Below are 20284 nucleotides of genomic sequence, written 5' to 3'. Positions count from 1 at the left end.
AACTTGGAAAAAAACATTGCGTTCAGATTCGCTTGTTGATCTGGAAAGAACTACCTTTCCTCAGAACAGGCGCTGCCGAGCGTTTCCAAACCCCCTAGAATGGTTTGCCGACCACCACCGGCCCCACGTTGCTTTTCCGCCAAAAGGTTTAAGTCCATGAATATCAAGCCCATCCAACACCTCACTGTCACTTCGCTTGTCTTTGCGGGCAGCGTTCTGATTGCCTCTGCGGGCACAGCGGCCGACTGGGCAAGTGGTCTTTTTCCTACCAAGACACATGAATTCGGTTCAGTAGCGGTCGCGTCGGACACCAGCTTCCGCTTTCCGATCGTCAATCAGACTCAACAAGACATCCATATTTCCACGGTCCGAGCAAGTTGCGGGTGCACGACCCCGACGCTCGAAAGCAACTGGATCCGAGCCGGCGAGACTGGCGGACTTTTGGCAACGTTCAATACAGGAACGTTTCGCGGTAAAAAGGGTGCAACCCTGACCGTGGTCATCGACAAACCGGCCTACGCCGAAGTTCGTTTACGAGTCGATGGCTACATTCGCCAAGACATCGTATTCAACCCTGGTTCAATCGATTTCGGAAAAGTACGGCAAGGAAACGAGAGCGAAAAGAAAGCATCGATCGCATACGCAGGCCGATCGGACTGGCGAATTGTCGACATCGAAGGCGAATCCCAGTACCTGAAAGCGAACGTCGAACAGGCGAACCGAGGTGGACAGCGGGTCAACTACAACCTCACCGTCACTTTGACTCCGGAAGCACCGGTTGGCTACGTCCAGCAGAACCTGGTCTTGGTCACCAACGACCAGTCGATGCCTCGCGTCCCGATCAAAGTGGAAGGGCAAATTGAAGCAGGCCTGACGATCTCTCCTTCAGCGATCGCTATCGGAGCAGTCAAACCGGGCGAAACGGTCGACCAACGGCTTGTCGTTCGCGGTGCAACACCTTTCCTGATCGACACGATCACCTGCGAAGGCTGGGAAGTTGAATTCGACGCTCCCGAAAAAGCAAAAACGACTCACCTCCTGAGCGTCCGATTGACCGCCACCAACCAGGCAGGTGAATTCCGCGGCCCGATCGTCATCACCACCGCCGGAGACAGTCAAATGACTGCCCGAGCTCTGGTAACCGCCGAGGTCCAGGACAAGTAGAACCGATCAGCCAACAAACCGGCCAATCACCAAAGCCCGCGACAAAAGTCGCGGGCTTTTTTTAATGAAACAACGCATCCAAAAGAGCCTCAAGCGGAACGCCTCGCGTCCACCCAACCAGTCCAGAAGCCATCAACATTCTTAGCGGAACGGCGCAAGCCGTCCGGCCAGCGTCTCCTAAAACCAAACCATCACCAACCGCTCTGCGCCCTCAACCAATCCAGGTGCAAAAATCTTAGCGGAACGGCGCAAGCCGTCCGGCCAGCGTCTCCTAAAACCAAACCATCACCAACCGCTCTGCGCCCTCAACCAATCCAGGTGCAAAAATCTTAGCGGAACGGCGCAAGCCGTCCGGCCCATTCATGCTGTTTTCTATACCCGTTTGCCGGACGGCTCGCGCCGTTCCGCTAAGAAAGTTGATGGCATTGAGTTTGCGTCGATCCGCTAGAAGCGTGCGTTTTACAAATGAAGAAAGCCTAGCTCCCCTCGCCCCTAAGCGAGATCCTTATTGCGGAAGAAATCTCTGCTAGCTCATTGCGTGATCCCTGCCTCTTTGTTTGATTTAGAGGAGCTCGCTTGGGGGAGAGGGGGAGATTTCCAGGCGACGATTTTGCAGCCAAGAGGTGGTGAACGCCTCGGATCTCAAGCGATTATGCCACACCTTGTCCAACGCTGTCGGCCCCTCTCCCCCAGCCCCTCTTCCCCAGCCCCTCTCCCCCAAAACAAGCCATTGAATCGCACCTCATTGCATTAGCTGGCGAACCGTTGATTCAGTATCAAACCTGTTTTAAGCGAGCTTGTTTTGAGGGCGAGGGGAGCCAGACTTCCTTCATTTTTAAATCGCACGTCCGCTAAGAAGACGAAGCCCCTCTCTCTTACGGACATAAAAAAAGGACCGCAAACCATGTTTGGTTTGCGATCCCTACTTGATGGGGCTGACAGGAATTGAACCTGCACTTCCGAAGAAACTAGATCCTAAATCTAGCGCGTCTGCCAGTTCCGCCACAGCCCCGGGCGATTCGGCATGTAATTTACACTACAGGCCGAATTAAATCGAGAGCAACTTTCTAAATTCGTGCAGCTTCTTCTTCGGCACCAACGGTTGGAACGACCCAGACTTTCAATTCTGCATCGACTTCGGAGTGAAGGTGAATTGAAACGGTGTACAAACCAAGTTCCTTCAAAGGACCTTGCAGGCGAACCTGATCCTGAGGAATGGTGATTCCAACTTCCTTGAGGGCATCGGCGATATCTTGAGGTCCGACGCTACCGTAAAGCAGGCCTTCGTCGTTTGCATTCGCTTCGATGGTGATCGACTGGCGACTGATTTCAGCTGCACGGGAGCGGTACTCGACCAATTTCTCCAGTTCCAACTGACGCAATTTTTCACGATGCTTTTCGACCATCCGCATGTGATGTTCGGTAGCGACGGTCGCCAAGCCTTGTGGAAGCAAAAAGTTATTGGCGTGCCCTGGTTTGACTTCAACAATATCGCCCTGCTTTCCAAGGTGCTCAACATTGTGAATCAACAGCAACTGGACTCCGCCATTTTCGCCGCGTGGGAGGTGATTAAAGATGGAGTTTCTACTGCGGCGAGTTTTGGTTTTGGACATGGTTCGGAACCTTGAAATATCGACAACAAGTCGGCGCTGTTTAATAAATGTGAGTGTATAAAGTTGAATCAGACCAGCGGTAGAATACTAAAACGGGATATCCGTTTCTCCGTAGCCTGACCCACCGTTACTGGATTGGGAAGCAGGCGAATTAGCGGGAGGGTTTGAGCGTGGGGCACTTGATTGTTCTTCATAGCCACCTCCGCCACTTCCACTTCCGCCACCACTGCGTCCACCGAGCATCTGCATCCGTTCACAGACGACCCGTAGCTTTGATTTCTTCTGCCCTTCGACTTCCCAGGTATCCAGTTTCAGACGACCTTCCACAAGGATAGGGGCACCTTTGCCGAGGTATTCACCGGCGACCTCCGCGGTCCGTCCCCAGAGGGTAACGTCCACAAACGTAACTTCTTCGACCCACTCTCCATTCTGCCCTTTACGGCGGTCATTAATGGCCATACCGATATCGGTCACAGCGGTCCCACCGGGCGTGTGCCGAAGTTCGATATCGCGGGTAATATTCCCTACCAATACAACTCGGTTGTAACTGGCCATGAAAGATATCCTCGCAAGCAGGGGGTCTAAAAAGCTTTAGCTAGCCGTGGTGGCTGCTTCGGCATCTGCCGTTTCTTCAGGCTTATCTTCGCCTTCGGCGTCCTCTTGACGATATTCGCCACGAGCATTCGCCAACATTGGCTCGACCAAACGAGGATCAATGCGAAGGGTCATCTGACGAATAACCCCTTCGTGCAGGTGAAGTGCCCGATCCAAATCGGTCAATCGCTTGCCTTCAGCACGGAAATAAAGCAACCAGTAGGTTCCTTTTTGATGTCCGTCCATAGGGTAGGCAAGACGCTGTTCCATCCAAAGGCGACTTGCCAGGACTTCACCGTCAATACCTGCGATCAGATCACTCAACGCGGACGCAACCCCACCTGGGTCGCGGGCGTACTTATTGCTGTCCAGAATCAACAGCGTTTCGTATACGTTTAATGCCACGGTGGCACGGCCTCCAACAGGAATGTCTAAAAATGTGTGGAACGTTTCGGTCGACAGCTCAATTAAGTTGTCAATTTTGCCGCTAACCTGACCTCAGGTCAATCGGACTCATCTTTGCCATTGTAGCGATTCATACAAAACGCAAGATCATGCTGCACCCAGTCTGCCGCAGCAAAGGCGGCTCGCTGAACCGCTTGATCAACGGTTGCCTGTTCGCTTGATTTGAACTTACTGAGCACGTAGTCCGGCACATTCCACCCACTTGGAGGCGGATCGATCCCAACTCGCAGTCTTGGCACCCGATCAGTCGCCAGGTGCCGAATAACATCAGCAAGTCCTTTTTGCCCTCCCGCCGAACCTCCGGCACGAATCCGGAGTCTTCCGAGAGGAAGGTTCATATCATCACAGACAACCAAAACATCGGCTGCCGATAATTTGTAAAAATCAGTCGCTTGGCGTACGCTCAGGCCACTGGCATTCATGTACTTCAAAGGGCAGAGTAAGCCCACTTTAGTTCCTTCGACAGATCCTTCGATCCAGTCGCCATCAAATCGTCCCCGAGGAGAATCCCCGCCAATCATTTTGGCGAATTCAGCGGCCATTGCAAACCCAACGTTATGCCGGGTCTGATCATACCGCCGACCAGGGTTTCCCAGTCCTACAACTAATTTCATAACTCAGGAACTTTTGTATCAGTCAGCAAAAACAAAGGATTAGCCTTTGTCTCCGTCCTCTTCGTCCTTCTTGGCGCCGATAACTTCGGGCTCTGCACCGATGCTCGACAATTCGTCCTCAGGATCCTTCTCAGCACGAGGCTCTTCAACTCGAGCCAGTACGGTTTCAGGATCGGTGATCAGTTCGACTCCCTCAGGAAGAATCAACTGAGCGGCAGTAGCACTTTCGCCCACGTGCAATTCTGCCACGGAAAGTTCAACACTTTCAGGAATGCTACCCGCTTTACAGCGAACATCGACCTCGTGGACCGATTCTAGCAAGATCCCCCCTTCGCGAACGCCTGGGGCTTCGCCATGCAGGTGAACCGAAACCGTCACATCCACAACTTCCTGAAGATTAACCCGCAGAAGGTCGAGGTGAAGGATATCGATCCCCAATGGATCCCACTGTACGTCATTGACCATGGCGGTATCTTGCAACGCCCCTTTCAATTCGACAGCTCGTCCGTGGTGACGGATCAGGGCATCTACTTCGCCTTGCGAAATCGATAGATGCTGGGTCTCCTGACCGTGCCCATACAAAACGGCAGGAACCCGACCTTCACGACGGATACGAGTTGTTGCCGCAGAACCAAATGCTTCACGCTTTTCGACGTTAAGAACCTCAGCCATCGTCTTTTCTATTCCTTCGCCTGTCCAATTATTTGCAAATCGGGGTGTCGAGCAACGATCCTGACCCGGAAGAGTCATTCTGTCGTCGAAAGGGGGTTGTTTGGTATATTCCGCTATGGAAAACGGGCTAGTATGCCAGTATTCGGCCCGCTTGCAAGCCCAACCGAGCAAAACTAGTCAATCCGCGCCGCTACCCTGCCCTTCAAGCAAGAGTATTGTCATGTTCGATTCAACTGCGCCACTTTCACAGAACGACCTACTGAAGGCGGGAGAGGGATCCGAAAACCCTTCGGATGACAGCGGTGCGGCGATTGAAATTGCCAAGCAACTGCTCCTCCGCTCGCGTTCGCTGCTTTCTCCGGCGGAGAAAATCCAGCAGGCCGAACTGGACCGCATGATCGGTCGCCGCGAGGACAAGGCGACGCTGGTCGCGATGACGGACCAGGCTTTCCGGACCCACGTCCCTGCCCGCGTCGCCGATCAATTGACGCATATCCTGGATCTCCAAGGGGTCCCCCGTTTCTTCAGCCCGCTCGACCGCACGCTCCTCCGCGGATTCCAGTCTTTCGGCAGCTACCTGCCTGGGGTCGCCATCCCCTTGGTGAAAGAAAAAATGCGCCGGGAAACCGCCAATGTGATCCTCCCTGCCGAACCGGAACTGCTTAACGAGCATCTCCGCCAACGCCACAAGGAGGGGGTCCGCATGAATGTCAACTTCCTTGGTGAAGCCCTGCTCGGAGAACGCGAAGCACGACGCCGACTGAAGGTCTACTTAGCGGCTCTGGCCGACCCGCAAATCGAGTGCATCTCGGTCAAGATCTCGACGATCTATTCACAGATTTCGCCTCTGGCCAGGCAACATACGGTCGATGTCGTGGCCGATCGGATGGAATTGCTCTACCGGGCGGCCGCTCGCACGAAACATATTCGCCCCGACGGCAAGGAAACAACAAAATTTGTCTACTTGGACATGGAGGAATACCGCGACTTGCATCTGACGGCCGACTGCCTGATGCAAGCTTTGGACCGCGAAGAATTGCAACAGGTCCGCGCCGGGATCGCACTCCAAGCCTATGTCCCGGACTCTTATCCAGTCCTGCAGACCCTTGTTGAATGGGCGAAAAAACGGGTCGCAGCAGGCGGGCATCCCGTGACGATCCGAGTCGTCAAAGGAGCCAACTTGGAAATGGAGCGAGTCGAAGCTTCGGTCGCAGGCTGGCCTCAGGCTCCCTATCTGCACAAATGGGAAACGGATGCCAACTACAAACGGATGCTAAGACTGCTGCTTCAGCCCGAAGTTGCAAACGCCGTCCAGACCGGCGTCGCCTCGCACAACCTGTTCGATATCGGATTGGCGATGGTCTGGGCCAATCAGGCAGGAGTCCTCCCTTCGGTCCAGTTTGAAATGCTGGAGGGAATGGCGAACCATCAACGCCGCGCTCTTTTTGAAGCGACCGGAAGCATGCTGCTGTATGCCCCCGCCTGCCGCCAAGAAGATTTCCTGCACGCCATCGGGTATCTGATTCGTCGCCTGGACGAGAACACCGGCGAAGACAACTTCCTCCGGCACACTTTCCAGCTTCAGCCCGACACACCGGAATGGGACCAACTGGTCGCTGGGTTTCTAAAATCATACGAACAAATCGATCAGGTCTCTGCGCTACCACGCCGCACTCAGGATCGTCGCCAACCTCCCGCCCAGCCGCCGGTTGCCCCCAACTGGGAATCGTTCATCAACGAACCGGACACCGATTGGTCTCTTCCGCAGAACGGCGAGTGGATCGCAGGCCTACTGGCAAAACATAAATTGCTTTGCAACGACATGGCTCCCACCGTCCCCGTGGTCGTTGGCGGCGAAACAATCGAGGCTTCCGACAGCAAGGAGCAAGCGGGCAGAACGCTGCGAGAATCGTTCGATCCCTCGCGGCCCAAAACCGTTTCATGCCGTTTTCTAGAAGCGACTGCCGACGATATCCGCAAAGCGATTCAAACCGCAGCCGATGATCCGGACGGCTGGCGAAAAACGACGCTTTCCTATCGCCACGAACGGCTCCGCGAAGCCGCCCAAAAAATGCGAGAACGACGCGGCGACCTCATCGCAACCGCCGTCGCCGAAGGTGGCAAAACGGTACTGGAAACCGACCCCGAAGTTAGCGAAGCGATCGACTTTGCCGAATTCTATCCACTGACGGCGGTCCCTTACCAATCCGATCCCAACGGTTCGCAGCCACGTGGAGTGATCGCGGTCATCAGCCCCTGGAATTTCCCGCTGGCGATTCCCTGCGGCGGGATCGCCGCGGCGCTTGCCGCGGGAAACACAGTCATCCTGAAACCGGCTAGCGATACGGTCCTCTGTGCATACCGAATCTGCCAAGCGTTCTGGGATGCCGGAATCCCACGGACGGCCCTCCAGTTCATTCCCTGCCAAGGCAGGCTGGCCGGGGAACATCTGATCCCCGACCCACGTATCGACAGCGTGATCCTGACCGGAGGAACCTCCACGGCGAAAGCGATGTTAGATGCTCGTCCTGACCTAGACCTACTGGCGGAAACCGGCGGCAAAAACGCGACGATCGTTACCTCCATGGCCGACCGCGACCTTGCGATCAAACATGTCTTGCATTCGGCCTTTAGCAACTGCGGACAAAAGTGCAGTGCCACGTCGCTGCTGCTGCTTGAACAAGAGGTCTATGACGACCCGCACTTCCGGGAAACCTTAAGCGACGCCGTCAAAAGTCTCCGCGTTGGCGAAGCCTGGGACCTGACCAACAAAATGGGTCCCCTGATCCGTCCACCTAGCGACGACCTTGCCAGAGGCATGAAGGAACTGGAGCCGGGTGAATCTTGGCTGGTCATTCCGGAACATGTCGGAGACAACCCCCGAATGTACCGGCCCGGAGTCAAATGGAACGTCCAGCCGGAAAGCTTCACGCACTGGACCGAACTGTTCGGGCCCGTCCTTGGAGTCATCCCATTCCGCAGACTGGACGAAGCGGTCGCGATCGTGAACGCTACCGGCTACGGACTGACCAGCGGCCTGGAAAGCCTGGATGACCGAGAACAAGAACTGTGGCGAGAAACCATCCGCGCTGGCAACCTTTACATCAACCGTCCGACCACCGGCGCAATCGTGCTGCGACAACCCTTTGGTGGAATGGGAGCAAGCGCCTTCGGAGCCGGACTGAAAGCGGGAAGCCCCAACTACGTCGTCGGTCTGATGCGACACCCCAAACGGTCCGCGGATCGCTCTGTCGAAGACCAACCAACCGTCACGGCCGAATCAAGCGAACCGATTTCCGATGTGCTGCCGACTCCGGAAACGTTCTCCTTCAGCGGGGAATCGCCGTTAGAATCCTGGCACGAAGCTCTCCGCGAATTGACCTCGGCCGCCACCCTGTCGGCCGACGACCGGGAAAGCTTGCAAGTCGCCGCTACATCGATTCGCCGCGCGGTCGCCGAGGAATTCGGGCAGGTCCATGATCCACTAAAACTGCTGGGCCAAGACAACCTCCACCGCTACCTAGCCGTCCCCCATCTGCGTGTCCGCCTACAAAACAGCGACCGACCTGTCGCGGCACTGATCGCGGCGATGGCGGCAGCGGAAGTCGGTTGCCGGGCCGTTTTCTCTTACGCTCCCGACACCTGTTCGGAGACCGTAAAAACTTTACAAACGGTGATGGAACATTGGGCCGGACGGATTGAATTACTGGAAGAATCCAACGCCGAACTCATTCAAGCGATCGAATCGGGAGCGATCGACCGCTTGCGTCTGCTCTCCGAAGACTACCTCGAAGAAGCGGTACTCCGGGCCTGCGGGACCGCCTTTGTACCGGCGATCCGACGCTCGATCAGCGAAAATGGACGTATCGAATGCTTGTGGTTTGTCCGCGAGCAATCGATCTCGCACGACTACCATCGCTATGGCAACCTGGGTGCCCGCGAGCGATAAACGCGCCGCAGCCCCGAACGAGCTGACCGGGTCATCCGGCAAAGCAAGCGAGGGATGGCATCAGAGGGCGAATTTCCTTTCCGGTCGGCACAAGCCGACCGGAAAATTCATTGCGTTTACGATGCGATTGCCGGACGGCCCACACCGTTCCGCAACAAAGAGCTCGCTCAGGGGCGAGGGGAGCCAGCCTTTCTTCATTTATAAATCGCGGGGGACGTGCGAAAGGCGACAATCGCTAAATCGACAGCCCGCGATACAGCGGACGGAGCGGCTTTGGCTGCCTGGTTTACTCGGTATCGTCTGCCGCTTCAAAAGTTGGTGAAACTGGGGAGCATTCGGCGCGCGCCAAATTCACCATTGGGCGTTACAATGCATAGACTGATCATGTAATCCATTCCGCCCTGTTTTGTCCTTGGTTCGGTGCGACATCCCGCATTCGCCGTAGGTCTTTTCCGACAGGGACTCTTTTCCGGGAACTGAGCCAACCGCGTGAGCGTCTCCCATAATAGACCGCCCAACCAGCCTTCTGACGCTTCGGGTTCCCCGTCGTCACTAGGTGCCGAAGAGACCGACGAAACCATCATCTCCCGGACTTTGGAAGGTGAGGCGGAGGCTTTTGATATATTGATCAGCCGCTACGCCCCTCGCTTAACGCGAATGGCTTATGGGCTGGTGAATCACCATCAAGATGCCGAAGACTTGGTTCAAGAAGCGCTCGCAAACGCCTTTTTCAAGCTCGATAGCTTTGGAGGGCGGAGCTCGTTTTTCACATGGATCTATCGAATTACCGTTAACCTCTCGATCAGTAAACACCGCAAACGCCGGATCGAAACGACCCACAAGTCGATTCCGCTGGAGGAGACAAGCACATCCTCCAATGGCGACACTCCCGATTCGGTGGCGGAAACGGAAGAACTGGTCCAGCAGATGCGGCAGGCGATTGCCCAACTGGAAGACGACCGACGCAGCGTACTGGTCCTCCGCGATATGGACGGCCTGGACTATGACCAAATTGCTGAAATCCTAAAAATACCCAAAGGGACCGTCCGCAGCCGTCTGCATCGAGCCCGAAATGACCTGAAAGAGCTGATGTCCCGCTACTCACTCCCCACCCCCTTCCCAACTCCGGAGGCATGCGATGAATAATCCGTTTGATCGCTCGCTCCTCAGTGGGTACGTGGATGGTGAATTGACCGCGGAAGAAACAACGCTGGTCGAAACGGCTCTGCAGGAAACCCCCGACCTTCGGGCAGAACTGCAAGACATCCAAGCGATTCGCCAAGCCCTGCAAAGCCTCCCGACCCCCAGTTTCGATAGCGATATTCGCGAGGCTGTTCGAGCTCGTATCGCCCAAGCCCAAGCTCAAAATGCGCAACCGGCGGCGGGCCACCTTGGACGACCAGGGTCCGGCATTGTGACGCTTCAGCATCTGTCGACCTTGGCTTTGGCCGCAACCGTTTTACTCGCGGTCGGTTGGTCGCTCTGGCACGTCAGCAAACCGAACACCAAGAACACATCGATCGCCCTCGCTCCGGGACCGATCCCACCCGAAAACGCGGAACCGCAGGATCGCGCCGATTCGCCCAGTTCCCTTGAATTATCTGCACCCGATATGGCCGCTGGAATGGCTGCCCCCGATGCAGTCGCCTCCGAATCCGCAGGCTCCGAAGCCGCCGTCTCCGATGCTCCGGCGCCGATGCTGAAAAGCCTGCCAATGCAACGTTCGGCCCCGGAAGCAAAGAACAGCGAAAACGTGAACTCGCCTAAGCTAGGGCGTGCGAGCGCGCCCGAAGCCCAAAGCTTTGGCTTCGGGGGCAGGGGAATGCCATCGCCCGAGACGGCTGAAAACAAGCTTGCCATGGCCCCTGAATCGGCCGCGATCCCGCAGCCCTCCCTCCGCGCCGCCCCCCTCCGCGCCGAACCGTCACGAATGATGCGGAGCGTACAATCTCAAAATCGCAGCGCACCGGAAATGCAAAAATCGGCTCAGCGAGCCGCCGCTACGCAAAAACGTGCCGCCCCACCTCCGGCCGCTTCGTTTGCAGCGGACGATGCGACGGGCGCGGCAATGTCCGCTGCCGCTGCTCCTGCCCTTAGAGCAAGAGGCGCCGCTGCACCGGCTGACGGAGACAACCTTGCCCAACCGCTCCGCGTTTCCTTCGTTTCCCAGGAGTTTCCTGGGCAGGGAAATGCAAATCGCATTCCGCCCTCCAATCCTTCCAATCGTTTGATCAGCCACTTCCCCGCAGGACGGGTGACGATGGCAACAACCTGGCTGGTAGAGCGTTTCCAGGTGCAAATGCCCGAAAAAGCCGCTGCCCCCACGCTGGAGGCCGAACCTCGCCCAATCATCTTTTTGGTACAAGGCCCGCCCATCGCAGTGAAGCAATTCCGGCAGGTATGGATTCAGTTCGTCCAAAAACAGGAAGGGGCAATCCATCAAGAAGAACCGAGCACCGAAAACGCTGCCCCCATGAAGAAAGACGACTCGCCGGGCGGCACTACGGCACCAACGGAACTGTACGTTCACCTGATTGAAATGCCGACGAAATGACCAAGACGTTCTGGTACCGGGATTGAACGCAGCAACCCTTCGTGGCTATTTCTTAGGAAGCGTATTGCCGCCCCACCCCAGTTTATCCCGCAAGGTGCGGTAATCGTTTTGACCGGGGACGTTCAGCATCCAGAAAGCGTGATCCGAACGGCGTACTTCCACTCGGTCCCCCGCCTCGATCCGCCCCAGCACACGACCGTCCACCACAATGCTGGTCGACTCGTTTGGCACCGCCACCGTCAGTTCGATGATGCGGTCTGCGCTATCGACCACGGGACGATAGGTGAGCGTATGTGGGCTGATCGGCGAAATGGCGAACGCGTCAAGCGTTCGGTGCAGGATCGGCCCACCCGCTGAAAGATTATGAGCCGTCGAGCCGATCGGGGTGCTGATAATCAACCCATCGCACCGATAGGTCGTCGCCAACTGCCCATCGACGAACATGTCGATACTAAGAATCTGATAGGGCGGCCCACCCAAGATGGCCGCCTCATTCAATCCGAGATGCGAACCCAAGACTTCGCCATCACGAGTTAAGGTCGCCCTCAACATCAGATGCGAAACGATCTCGAAACCTCCGCAGCAGACCTCGGGCCAGACATCCAAAAATTGATTGGGGGAAAGGGCGGCCAAGAATCCCAATTTTCCGCAGTTGACTCCCAGGACGGGAATCTGATTTTCGCCCATCTGGCGTGCGGCCTGCAAAATCGAACCGTCGCCGCCAAGGACAATCACCAGATCGTGATCTTTGTCGGTGAAATCGTAGCTGAATTCCAAATCAATCGCGGCGATATCTGCCCGCGAAGCGATGATCGGTCTTAACCGCTGAAGTTCCTGCAAAACCTGCTCGCGTCCGGGAACTCCCAATATGACCACCTCAGGACGTGAACGCCCGCTCTGTGGCCAAGGTCGGAAAAATTCAGGACGCGATCGACTCAAGAGGTTTGATCCTCTTCGTGGAAGACATCGGGCACATCAAAGACCCTGTCTAAACGAGTCATGATCAGGACTTCGCGGACCTGAGGCTGGGCATCGGTCAGCTCGACCGTCATCCCTTGTCCACGAGCTCGAGTTCGGAAACCGATTAACTCGTTTAGCCCTGCGCTGCCGATCATCTCGACACACGCTAGATCGATACGAACCGAGCGAACTGCGGATCCCTGACGATCAAGCGCCGTCGTCAGGCGTTCACGGATTTGAGTAGCGACCCGGCCGCTAACAATCCGAGCGTCCATCAGCTTCGCCACCAATTGTGACCCCAAAGTTGAAAACTCTACGCGATCTGATAATTCTGTCGCCATGTTTCAAACATCCCGTCGAGAGGACAGGAGCATGTTGAGGACGGAGCCACCCAGATAGGATCACTCCAACGACCTCCGCTCCTCGGTCATTCGCAAGCCTACTAATACTATTCGGCCATAGCAAGCTTTTTACACATGATGTTTAAAACGGAAATCACTACGGAAACCGCAGCCCCCTTACAGCCCTGCAACGGTGCCCCTGCATTTTCTTGTCCCAAACAAAATGCAGGAAACGCAAGGCTCTAAGGACCAGTGAAACTCCCTAAGCGAGGTCGCGATCTTCGAACAGCAGCAGTGCAAACATCAAAATCATCACGCAGAAACAGGCCAAGTAATTGAACGCTCCGGCCAAGTAGATCGGGGGGATTGAAATCCCCGCATCGACCGCCGCCTGGCCACTGAACGAGTTCAAGTTGGGGACCACCACCGCGATCAGCTTGCCGACAAAACCGACAAGCGCATTTTCCCCCGCAGACGACCTCACCAAAGGAGCCGTTAAGTTACCGATGACGTAGATCACGAAGCAGAAGATAAAGTTAGGCAAAAGGGGCAAGCGAGTCGCCAACGCGACCGCAATCGCACCGATGGCCATTGTTTCCATAAAGTACAGCGTCAGCGGCGGAAGGGTGCTCATCACCTCTTCATGGGTCACCTGCCACATCGGATCCTCAGACGAATTCTCACGTGCGTCATAGATCGGTTTATAGCTGACCGTCGCAGCGAGCAGGGCTCCCAAGATCACAAACAGGACCAACACGGTCATCAAGATCCCCGTGTATTTCCCAAGCAAAAACCCTCTTCGGCTGATCGGCTTGCTAAGCACCGTCAACGCCGTTCGCCCTTCGATCTCTTCGGAAACGGTCGAACCGGCCGACCAAACAAAAAGGACCAGCGAGAGAACCATGATCAGCGTCATGCAGCAGTCTTTCATCATCTTGATATCGTCGCCCATCGTATGGAACGGGACGATCGTAAGAACCAAGATCACCACGATCCCCAGCGACAACAGCACCAGGTACAACGGCTGGGCCATTTCGCTCTTGGCAGTCGACATTGCCACGGCCGCAATTCGCGGGGCAGCTTGGCGGAAAGTGATGTAAGCCGAAATCATCAACGCAAACGCGACTGCCACAAACGGAATGGTCCAAGCCTGCGATACGATCGGTTTACGCACAAACGTAAACGTGACCGTAGCAGGGTCGGTTTCTGTATTTTGGACGTAGACACTATCACTGTCTGGCGGAATTGGCGGGGATTCCATCTGTCCTGAACGATGATAAATCTCTTCGCCCGGCTGCAGAGGAACGGGTGCCATACGAAAATCAGCGGGACGTTCCGCATCCGCGATCCGGACAAATTTGTCCGCAACGATCCGGACTTCGGTCAATCGGCCTGCATCGTAGCGCAAATCGGGAATTTTGACGAACATCGCTTCGTCGGCCTGCAGATCGGCACCCACGCCATCAAGCTGCACAGAGATGACCTCGGTACCATCATCCAGCCAATTGACTTGTTTGACCGATTCCAAGATCCCACTTGGGTTCTCGACTAATTTTGTGCCGGCCAATCCGACGACCATGACAACGGCGGCGGTCCCCAGCACGTAGGGGAGGGGGCCTTCTTTGGCAATCAGAAAGAACTCCTGACGCGTTCGCCGCCAAGCTCCGTAAACGATCCCCCAGCCGCACAACACGCCGACGACGATCAAAGGCAAAACCAAGTGCAGTTGATACTTCGCCGGCTCTACCTGCGGGACATATTGCCAGCAGAGCAGCCCAGCGATGACGGCTGACAGAACCCCCGCCACGGGCGTCGCCAGCTGCCGGTTCTCAGCCAATGTCCCGATCGCGGGGACGAGCGAGAGGGCTGCAAGCAGACCGTAAACGACCGCCAACAAAGCCAAACCGGACGCCAAACCGACGGCGATCAACCAAAATGGAGTGATCCAAACAGGTAACCACTCCATAACGTCCATCGGAATCATGGCAAAAGGCAGAGCGGAATTCAAAGCGCCGTCAAGCATCAAGCGTCACCAAGGCTATAGAGAAAGAGGAGTACTGCCTGTTGGTACGCAGTCGATCGCGCGAGGGTTCACTTCCAAAGAGGCCGCAAACGACGAATTCCGCACGAAGCCGATCGACATCCAAAGAAAGCGTGAAAAAGCCCTCCACGGAAACCGCCCCGCGACAGCCAGCGAGGGCTAAGAATCGCGAACTGGCGTCGAAATCGCTTCCCGTACCGAATCCGGAATCACGACCGATGTCAGCTTGCCCGCAAGAAAATGACAGCAGACGGCGGTCAATTTCCCGACCGCAATCGGTTGACCATCCCGGGAAAACTCGAACCGATAGCGGACGCTCTTAGTCCCCAGATGATCGACAAACAGGGCGATCTGCAGCACATCTTCAAACCGGGCTGCGGAAAGATAGTCACAACTTGCGGCGACTCGAGGCCAGGTAAGACTGCCTCCGGATTCCTGTTCCTGCATGACCGAAAGCCCGGACGCCCGCAAAAACGCGTGCTCCGCTGATTCCATCATCGGAAAGAAAGCTGAAAAATGGACGATTCCAGCCGCGTCGGTATCTCGAAACTCGACGCGTCGCTTGGTCACAAACGAAGGCTCGGATGGCTCATCCGAACCATCCGAGACAATTGGAAACGACGAATTGGTCATTTACCTTCAATCATTTTGGCAACCAAACCCGCTAAACCTGCAGATTCATCCGGCAAGCGACCAGACTATTCGCCAACAAAGGGCATCAAACCCATGTAGCGGGCTCGCTTAATAGCTGCCGATACGGCGTGCTGGCTCACAGCGGTGCAACCGCTTTTGCGACGACCGACGATTCGACCGTGACGGTTGACAAGTTTGCTCAACAATTCAACGTCCTTGTAATCGATGTACATCGGACGTGGGCGTTGGCCATCGACGAAGATTGGATCACGCTTCTTGGTCCGCGAGCGAACGCGTGAACGTTTGCGGGCCCGGCTACGATTACTGAGAGGACGGGGTGCCATCGAATAAACTTCTCGGATAGTCAGGACGGGAGTGGGTTGAATACGTTTTCTAAGCTCCGCAGTATGCCAATCGTCGGTCTTTTCGGCAAGAGGCTCCTGGATTTTTATCTGAAATCAGTCAGTTGACGCGCCTCGACGTGCCCTCGCGTTGCTTGTCCTGGTTAAAGTAGGGCGACTGGTCGAGTTCCGCGAGCCCCGCTTCAAGGCCTAAAATTAAGGGCCGAAGCTCCTTGCTGCCCCGCGGAACGACGTCTTACCGCCGGCATCCGGGGAGAACTTGGACCGAGGAGACCACCAGCAGGTTCAACGGACGTCCTCCCCCTTTGTTGTTTCATTCGCTTCTTTTCCAGCCTCTCCAGCAGCCTCTATGCCGATTTCAATCCGCTGTCCTCAATGCTCGACTGCCATCAAGGCCCCCGATCAAGCGGCAGGAAAACGAGTCAAATGCCCTAAATGTGCAACGGTGATTGCAGTCCCCGCGGCTCAACCAGCCCAGAAATCTGCAGCTCAGCGTCCCGCTGCCCCCAAAGCCGCTGCCCCCAAATCTGCGGCCAAGCGGCCTCCCGCTCAGCGCCCCGCGTCCCCCGCTCCGACTCCCTCAAATGCTTACTCGCCGTTTGAATCGGACGAGCCCAAATTTGGGGATGATGACCTGCTGACGCAATCGGACTTTGACAGCCACAATCCATTCAAATCGAAAAAGCCCAGCGGCCCGGACATCCCTCAAGCCAAAGCGAAGGCCAAACGCGCTGACTCGTTTTATAAAACTCCAGCGATCGTCGGGATGGTCGCTTCCGGGCTAAATATCTCGGCCGCATTAGTTTTAGTCATCCTGCTGATCATCGGAATCGTCAGGACGGCCTTGGCCGGGGAAGACGGGATGGCGTTGGCGATTGGCCTGCTGTCGGTTCGCTTGCTGATTTTTGCAGGGTTCACCATCGGCGGCGGGATTCAATCGATCATCGCCTCGCTAAATCTCTGGCACCGAACCAGCCGCAACGCATGCATGATTGCGGTCGGAGAATTCATTTTCAATCCGTTGGCCTTTGGACTGCTTTTCTATTTCAGCGATATCGAAAGCTGGATTGTGCCGCTAGTAATCGGCGGAGTTTTCGCGATCTGGAACTGGACCGCTGCCGTTTGGTTTATCCTGGCGGTTTCTGGAGAGCAGGCCAAAATCGATTTTGAAGAAATTGACAGCGACGAAATCGACGAACTGGCTGCTGAACTACAACGCCGCGCCGCTAAAAAAGAGGGTGGAGGACACTAATACCATGCGATCCCTTCCAACGACCAATACGAACCTTTCCCGCCGAGCCTTTCAGAAACTATCGCTGGCGGGGCTCGCCAGCCTGGGATGGGCCGCAGATTCCCAAGCGGCTGATTCGGTCGCAAACACCACCCCGGAAACGTTTGTCCCCGTCGAAACGATCACCAGCGGCCCGAAGCACCACTGGTTCGGGTACTACGACAAACGAGAATTCGATCCGACCAGCCGCAAAGTTCTGACCAACCAAGTCGATTTCGAACACCGATCGCCAAAGGCTGAAGACCAAATCCAGGTCGGCTGGGTCGATCGCGACGACAACAACCGCTTTGTGCAAATCGGCACCAGCAACGCTTGGGGCTGGCAGCAGGGCTGCATGCTTCAGTGGGTTGGCGGAGAGGGCAAAAGGGTCCTTTGGAATGATCGCCAAGGGGATCAATTTGTCTGCCGAATCATGACGGTTGCGGACAAATCCGTTCGCACCATCCCACGCCCCATCTACACGATTTCCGCCGACGGACGTTATGGCCTTTCGGCTGACTTTCGCCGAATCAATAACCTTCGCCCGGGTTACGGTTATGCGGGACTGGCCGATCCGTACGTCGATCAACGCGCCCCTGCGGAAGAGGGTATTTGGCGAACCGACCTACAAACCGGCGAAAGCCAACTGATCATCTCTTTGGCCGACGTCACAAAAATCGCTTGGCCCGATGGCGAACTCCACACCGATGCTTGGCACTATTTCAATCACCTGCTGATCAACCCGTCGGGGAATCGATTTGTTTTCCTACACCGCTATCGGCCCAAATTTGATCCACAGACCCTGCAGTTCAAAGGCGGGTTCGTAACTCGCATGTTCTCTGCCGACATGGACGGCAAGAACCTCCATAACGTCGACCCATCGGGATACACGTCACACTTCATTTGGAAAAATGACGAGCAACTGGATATGTGGACGCGTCCTGCCGGTCGCCCCAGCGGTTTCTATCGCTTTACCGATCGCCAGCCAGGCGAAACGCTGATCGATGCGACCGCGATGCCAACCAATGGACACAACACCTACCTGCCGGCTCCCTATAGCGACTGGATCCTGAACGACACCTACCCGTCCAAACAGACGACCAAGCAGACGGTTTATCTTTACCACATTCCAAGCAAACGACGTTTTGACCTGGGGCGTTTCCCCTCCAGCCTGAAATACCGCGGCGAGTGGCGCTGCGACACCCATCCTCGCAGCAGCGACGATGGTCTGACGGTCGCGATCGACAGCCCTCACGCAGGCGGGCGACAAGTGCACCTGCTGGACGTTTCTGAAATCGTCCGCGCCAACAGCTAACCGCCAGCCGGACGGACACCCCAAAATCGCCTGCCGCTCCCTTCGGTCGCAAGCCGAAGGGACTGCTGGCTGGCCCTCTCTCTCTTTCGTTCAGTGGTTTTGCCGATGTTTTGGAAACGGTTGGACTCCTCAGGTCGTTGCCTTCAAATGTGCTGCGGCCTCTGCATAGCGCTGACGATCGCGATGTTCTGCAACGTGGGCGCAGCGACCGATTCTCGGCGTCCCAATGTCCTCTTGATCATCGCCGACGATTTAAATTGTGCGATCGGCCCCTACGGTGATGATTCCGCCGTCACCCCGCACCTGGACTCGCTTGCAGCGCGTGGGTTGGTGTTTGAACGCGCTTACTGCCAACAAGCGGTTTGCAATCCGTCGCGTTCATCCTTCCTAACCGGTTTGCGTCCGGGGACTGTGGGAGTGGACGATCTACGCAAGAGTTTTCGCAAGACGGCGCCCAATGGATCAACGCTTGTCACGCTGCCTGAACACTTCAAAAACAACGGATACTTCTGCCAAGACATCGGCAAAATTTTTCATAACATGGGAGAGACGCAGGACCGTCGTTCTTGGTCGATCGACGAGGTGCTTCATCGCGGCACCCATGCGGCCGACACCGTCCATACCAACACTCCCGAAGCAGCGCGAACACGCCGACTGAGCAAAGCTCCGGTCACCGAATCGCTTCCCGTTTCGGACGTGGCCTATCGCGACGGCCAGATCGCGAACCTAGCGGCGGCGATGATCCGCGATTTTCCAGACGGCCCTCAGCCCTTCTTTTTGGCGGTCGGGTTCTGGCGACCGCACCTCCCCTTTGTAGCTCCCAAGAAATACTGGGACCTGTACGATCCCGCCAAGCTTTCCCAGCCCTTCCCCCAGACGCCGCCTGAAAACGTTCCAGAGATTGCGATGCACTCTTCAAGCGAAGTGCGTAGCTACGACGGGATTCCTAAAGAAGGTGATTTGTCAGCCGAACAAAACCAACATCTGCGGCACGGCTACTACGCCTCGATCAGCTTCCTAGATGCACAGGTTGGCGAAATCCTGAACGCCCTCGACCAAAGCGAACATCGCGACAACACGATCGTCGTCTTTCTTTCCGACCATGGTTTCCACATCGGGCAAAAAAGCCTTTGGGGCAAAACGACCAATTTCGAACTGGATGCTCGCGTACCTTTTGTTATCGCCGATCCGCGTGCCCCCAACAGCCAAGGGAAAAGTACCGCGTCGCTGACAGAACTGGTTGATTTGTATCCGACACTCGCCAGCTTGGCCGGAATCAACGGCACCCTCGGTCCGGACCTGCAAGGGACCGATGTATCCTCCCTTCTGACCGACCCCAATCAGTCCCTAAAGAACCAGGCATTCACCCAGCACCAGCATCCTTTCTACGGTTCCCGCAAAAACTGGAAAGCCTGGGGCCATTCGGTCCGAACAGCAAGGTGGCGTTACACCCAATGGACATCGATCGAAGATGGCAACCTACTAGCGGAGGAGCTATACGACCATCAATCCGATCCCCACGAAACCCAAAACGTCGCCGCCGAACACCCCGAAATAGTCCGCGACCTCCAACAACGCCTTCCAAACTAAAGCAAAGCTCAGGCCGGAAGGCATGAACCTTTTCGTTCGAAGTTAAGTGCGGGGACTGCGGCACGAACTCATGCAGACGATGACGACCGCCAAGGCTTGAGACGCACCGAAGAGAATGAAAGGTTCGCTGCCCCTCGCCTGAACAAC

General features: G+C 56.1%; 17 protein-coding genes and 1 tRNA gene. 7 read left to right on the top strand and 11 right to left on the bottom strand.

The features are described 5' to 3' along the window. Positions 1-156 precede the first annotated feature (156 nt). Complete coding sequence (locus FF011L_RS06790) at positions 157-1164, top strand: DUF1573 domain-containing protein (RefSeq protein WP_145350903.1); 1008 nt, start codon at positions 157-159, stop codon at positions 1162-1164. Between the two features lie 930 nt (positions 1165-2094). On the opposite strand, the gene FF011L_RS06785 is transcribed toward FF011L_RS06790, so the two are convergent. The 6 genes from FF011L_RS06785 to FF011L_RS06760 all read right to left on the bottom strand — a co-directional run bounded on the left by FF011L_RS06785 (position 2095) and on the right by FF011L_RS06760 (position 5122). Beyond that, a tRNA-Leu gene (locus FF011L_RS06785) sits at positions 2095-2176 on the bottom strand. A 55-nt stretch (positions 2177-2231) separates the two neighbouring features. Continuing rightward, a complete protein-coding gene (rplI, locus tag FF011L_RS06780) occupies positions 2232-2777 on the bottom strand; it encodes a 50S ribosomal protein L9 (RefSeq protein WP_145350902.1) in 546 nt (181 codons plus the stop codon). A gap of 87 nt (positions 2778-2864) precedes the next feature. Continuing rightward, positions 2865-3332 (bottom strand): single-stranded DNA-binding protein, encoded by a 468-nt coding sequence (gene ssb, locus FF011L_RS06775; RefSeq protein ID WP_145350901.1) that lies wholly within the window; start codon positions 3330-3332, stop codon positions 2865-2867. A 36-nt stretch (positions 3333-3368) separates the two neighbouring features. Further along, on the bottom strand, positions 3369-3776 hold the full coding sequence (rpsF, locus tag FF011L_RS06770; RefSeq protein ID WP_145350900.1) for a 30S ribosomal protein S6: 408 nt from the start codon (positions 3774-3776) through the stop codon (positions 3369-3371). 98 nt (positions 3777-3874) lie between these two features. Beyond that, positions 3875-4450 (bottom strand): aminoacyl-tRNA hydrolase, encoded by a 576-nt coding sequence (gene pth / locus FF011L_RS06765; protein WP_145350899.1) that lies wholly within the window; start codon positions 4448-4450, stop codon positions 3875-3877. Between the two features lie 39 nt (positions 4451-4489). Then, the gene (locus FF011L_RS06760) at positions 4490-5122 is read right to left on the bottom strand and encodes a 50S ribosomal protein L25 (protein ID WP_145350898.1); all 633 of its coding nucleotides are present in this window, start codon (positions 5120-5122) and stop codon (positions 4490-4492) included. A 220-nt stretch (positions 5123-5342) separates the two neighbouring features. Here FF011L_RS06760 and FF011L_RS06755 point away from each other — a divergent pair, with 220 nt between their 5' ends. The 3 genes from FF011L_RS06755 (at position 5343) to FF011L_RS06745 (ending at position 11625) form a co-directional block, all read left to right on the top strand. Further along, positions 5343-9071: a bifunctional proline dehydrogenase/L-glutamate gamma-semialdehyde dehydrogenase gene (locus tag FF011L_RS06755; protein ID WP_145350897.1), complete on the top strand. Its 3729-nt coding sequence runs from the start codon at positions 5343-5345 to the stop codon at positions 9069-9071. Between the two features lie 489 nt (positions 9072-9560). Beyond that, positions 9561-10217 carry an RNA polymerase sigma factor gene (locus FF011L_RS06750; RefSeq protein WP_145350896.1) on the top strand — a complete coding sequence of 219 codons (657 nt, stop codon included), beginning with the start codon at positions 9561-9563 and terminating at the stop codon, positions 10215-10217. Then, positions 10210-11625, top strand: a complete 1416-nt coding sequence (locus FF011L_RS06745; protein ID WP_145350895.1) for an anti-sigma factor family protein — start codon at positions 10210-10212, stop codon at positions 11623-11625. The genes FF011L_RS06750 and FF011L_RS06745 overlap by 8 nt, the downstream gene beginning before the upstream one ends. Positions 11626-11670: 45 nt before the next feature. On the opposite strand, the gene FF011L_RS06740 is transcribed toward FF011L_RS06745, so the two are convergent. The 5 genes from FF011L_RS06740 to rpsR form a co-directional block, all read right to left on the bottom strand. After that, the gene (locus FF011L_RS06740) at positions 11671-12564 is read right to left on the bottom strand and encodes an NAD(+)/NADH kinase (RefSeq protein ID WP_145350894.1); all 894 of its coding nucleotides are present in this window, start codon (positions 12562-12564) and stop codon (positions 11671-11673) included. Continuing rightward, entirely contained in the window at positions 12561-12926 is a 366-nt protein-coding gene (locus FF011L_RS06735; RefSeq protein ID WP_145350893.1) for an STAS domain-containing protein, read from the bottom strand. The genes FF011L_RS06740 and FF011L_RS06735 overlap by 4 nt, the downstream gene beginning before the upstream one ends. Positions 12927-13188: 262 nt before the next feature. Further along, complete coding sequence (locus FF011L_RS06730; protein ID WP_246109779.1) at positions 13189-14910, bottom strand: ABC transporter permease; 1722 nt, start codon at positions 14908-14910, stop codon at positions 13189-13191. 216 nt (positions 14911-15126) lie between these two features. Beyond that, entirely contained in the window at positions 15127-15600 is a 474-nt protein-coding gene (locus tag FF011L_RS06725; protein ID WP_145350891.1) for an acyl-CoA thioesterase, read from the bottom strand. A gap of 65 nt (positions 15601-15665) precedes the next feature. Continuing rightward, positions 15666-15944: a 30S ribosomal protein S18 gene (gene rpsR / locus FF011L_RS06720; RefSeq protein ID WP_145350890.1), complete on the bottom strand. Its 279-nt coding sequence runs from the start codon at positions 15942-15944 to the stop codon at positions 15666-15668. A gap of 367 nt (positions 15945-16311) precedes the next feature. On the opposite strand from rpsR, the gene FF011L_RS26205 reads away from it, so the two are divergent. The 3 genes from FF011L_RS26205 (at position 16312) to FF011L_RS06705 (ending at position 20137) form a co-directional block, all read left to right on the top strand. Then, positions 16312-17214, top strand: a complete 903-nt coding sequence (locus FF011L_RS26205) for a hypothetical protein (RefSeq protein ID WP_218933057.1) — start codon at positions 16312-16314, stop codon at positions 17212-17214. Between the two features lie 4 nt (positions 17215-17218). Next, positions 17219-18547, top strand: coding sequence for a hypothetical protein (locus FF011L_RS06710; protein WP_145350889.1), 1329 nt, complete (start codon positions 17219-17221; stop codon positions 18545-18547). Between the two features lie 183 nt (positions 18548-18730). Next, complete coding sequence (locus FF011L_RS06705; protein ID WP_246109778.1) at positions 18731-20137, top strand: sulfatase; 1407 nt, start codon at positions 18731-18733, stop codon at positions 20135-20137. The last annotated feature ends 147 nt before the right edge of the window (positions 20138-20284 follow it).

The organism is Roseimaritima multifibrata (assembly GCF_007741495.1).
Taxonomy (GTDB): Bacteria; Planctomycetota; Planctomycetia; order Pirellulales; family Pirellulaceae; genus Roseimaritima; species Roseimaritima multifibrata.
This window is presented reverse-complemented; position numbering and strand designations above follow the sequence as displayed.